This window comes from Actinosynnema sp., assembly GCF_052038725.1.
Genome location: NZ_JBQGCX010000415.1, coordinates 1 through 3,081, shown reverse-complemented (window position 1 = coordinate 3,081; position 3,081 = coordinate 1). Strand labels below are relative to the sequence as shown.

Genomic DNA, 3,081 nt, shown 5'->3' with positions numbered 1-3,081 from the left:
AACGTCATGGCGGACAACCTGTCCAGCCAGGTGCGCTCGATCGCGCTGGTGTCCACGGCGGTCGCGGGCGGCGACCTGTCCAAGAGGATCACCGTCGAGGCCAAGGGCGAGATCGCCGCGCTCGCCGACACGATCAACCGCATGGTCGACACGCTGTCCGCGTTCGCCGACGAGGTCACCCGCGTCGCCCGCGAGGTCGGCACGGACGGCCGCCTCGGCGGCCAGGCCCGCGTCCCCGGCGTCGCCGGGACCTGGAAGGACCTGACCGAGAACGTCAACTTCATGGCGAACAACCTCACCAGCCAGGTCCGCAACATCGCGCAGGTGACCACGGCGGTGGCGCGCGGCGACCTCACCCGCAAGATCGACGTGGACGCACGCGGCGAGATCCTGGAGCTCAAGACCACCATCAACACGATGGTCGACCAGCTCTCCTCGTTCGCCGACGAGGTCACCCGCGTCGCGAAGGAGGTCGGCACCGAGGGCAAGCTCGGCGGCCAGGCCGAGGTCGACGGGGTGTCCGGCACCTGGCAGAAGCTCACCGAGAGCGTGAACCAGCTGGCGGGCAACCTGACCACGCAGGTGCGCGCGATCGCGGTGGTGGCCACGGCGGTGACCGAGGGCGACCTGACCAGGCAGGTCACCGTCGACGCCTCGGGCGAGGTCGCCGAGCTCAAGGACAACATCAACCGGATGATCTCCAACCTCAAGGAGACCACCCGCGCGAACCGCGAGCAGGACTGGCTCAAGACGAACCTGGCCAGGCTGTCCGGCCTGATGCAGGGCCACCGGGACCTGGACGCGCTGGCGCGCCTGGTGATGAGCGAGCTGACCCCGCTGGTGGGGGCGCAGCACGGCGCGTTCTACCTGGTCGACGAGGAGTCGGGGGCGCTGGAGCTGACCGCGACCTACGGGCGGCGCGCGGGCGGGCGGCCCAAGCGGTTCGAGCTGGGCGAGGGGCTGGTCGGGCAGGTCGCGGCGGACCGCAAGACCGTCGTGGTCTCGTCCGTGCCGCGCGGCTACCTGGAGATCGGCTCGGGGCTGGGCGCGGCGACGCCCGCGAGCATCGTGATCGTGCCGGTGATGTTCCAGGGCGAGGCGCTGGGCGTGATCGAGCTGGCCTCGTTCGGCGAGTTCGGGCACGGCCACCTGGACCTGCTGGACCAGCTCAAGGAGAACATCGGCGTCAACGTGAACACCATGCAGGCCAACGCGCGCACGGACAGCCTGCTGGTGGAGTCGCAGCGGCTGACCGAGGAGCTGCGGGCGGGGTCGGTGGAGCTGGAGGACCGGGCGCGGCAGCTGTCGTCGGCCTCCAAGTACAAGTCGGAGTTCATGGCGAACATGTCGCACGAGCTGCGCACGCCGCTGAACAGCCTGCTGATCCTGGCGAAGCTGCTGACCGACAACCTGGACGGGAACCTCAACCCCAAGCAGGTCGAGTTCGCCCGCACGATCCACTCCTCCGGCACGGACCTGCTCCAGCTGATCGACGACATCCTGGACCTGACCAAGGTCGAGTCCGGGCACATGCAGGTGCAGACCGACCCGGTGCGGGTGTCGGACGTGGTGGGGTACGTGGAGTCGCTGACCCTGCCGCTGGCCGCCGAGAAGGGCCTGGACTTCGACGTGTCGGTGCAGCCGGACGTGCCGTCCACGCTGCACACCGACGAGCACCGGCTCCAGCAGATCCTGCGCAACCTGCTGTCCAACGCGGTGAAGTTCACCCACGAAGGTGAAATCAGGCTGCGCATCCGCACGGCCGGGCCGAGCGTGGCGTTCGACGTGCAGGACACCGGCATCGGCATCCCGGCGGAGAAGCTGTCGGTGATCTTCGAGGCGTTCCAGCAGGCCGACGGCACCACGAGCCGCAAGTACGGCGGGACGGGGCTGGGCCTGTCGATCAGCCGGGAGCTGTCGGCGCTGCTGGAGGGCAGGCTGGACGTGCGCAGCGAGCCCGGCTTCGGCTCGACGTTCACGCTCTACCTGCCGCTGGGCGAGCAGAGCCTGGTGGACGTGCGACCGCAGCCGGAGGCGCTGCCGGAGCTGCTGACCCCGGTGGACGAGCCCGCCGAGGCCGTGGTGGCGCCCGCCGAGCTGCCGCCCGCGCCGATGCGGTTCCACGGCGAGAAGGTGCTGATCGTCGACGACGACCTGCGCAACGTGTTCGCGCTGACCAGCGTGCTGGAGCTGCACGGGCTCCAGGTGATCTACGCGGACAACGGCATCACCGGGGTGCGGGCGCTGGAGCAGTACGACGACGTGACGCTGGTGCTGATGGACATCATGATGCCGGAGCTGGACGGCAACGCGACGATGTCGGCGATCCGGGCGATGGCCCGCTACGAGGACCTGCCGGTGATCGCGGTGACGGCGAAGGCGATGAAGGGCGACCGGGAGAAGTCGCTGGCCTCGGGCGCGACGGACTACGTGACCAAGCCGGTGGACACCGACCACCTGCTGCGGTTGATCGCGTTCTACCTGGGGGTGGAGCAGGACTGAGCGGGGGGCTGCGGCGCCGGTGCCCCCGGCGCCGCCCCCACCGCGCCCACCTCAGGCCAGCGCCTCGTCCACGCTGCCGTGGATGCGCATCACGTCGATCAGCTCGGTGAGCCGGAACAGCTTGTGCACCGACGGCTGCAGCGAGGCCAGCCGGAAGTCGCCCGCGCCGGTGTCCACCAGCCTGCGGTGCCAGTCCAGCACCAGCGACAACCCGGTGGTGTCCATGAAGGTCACCCCGGCGAGATCGACCACGATCCGCCGGGCCGGTGTCTCCTCCAGGTGGTCCGACAACACCGGAACCGTGTCGGCGTCCAGTTCGCCGGTCACGACGACCACCTTCCAGTCGCCGCGTTCCTCACCGCGCACCCGCAAGTCCATCGCACCGCGCCTTCCCGCACGAGGTTCGTGCCGCCACAGATCGTGCAGCACCGACCCTAGGGGCGCGACCACTGGGTGGGCGAGGAGGCGGGTGTGCGACGATGCCGTCACGGCCGATCAACGGGAGCGTATTGTGCGGAACGAGCCTGCGGTGCCGGTTGCGGTCACCCTGCCCGCGGAGAGCGGCTCCTCGGCGCGCGC

The 3,081-nt window shown here is 70.0% G+C and carries 2 protein-coding genes; one reads left to right on the top strand and one right to left on the bottom strand.

Translation table 11 applies throughout. The features are described 5' to 3' along the window. A partial coding sequence (locus ACTUAL_RS08365; RefSeq protein WP_440899844.1) for an ATP-binding protein occupies positions 1 to 2,502 on the top strand: 2,502 nt, incomplete at its 5' end. Positions 2,503 to 2,553: 51 nt separating this feature from the next. On the opposite strand, the gene ACTUAL_RS08360 is transcribed toward ACTUAL_RS08365, so the two are convergent. Further along, a complete protein-coding gene (locus tag ACTUAL_RS08360; RefSeq protein WP_232520002.1) occupies positions 2,554 to 2,868 on the bottom strand; it encodes an STAS domain-containing protein in 315 nt (104 codons plus the stop codon). Positions 2,869 to 3,081 lie beyond the last annotated feature (213 nt).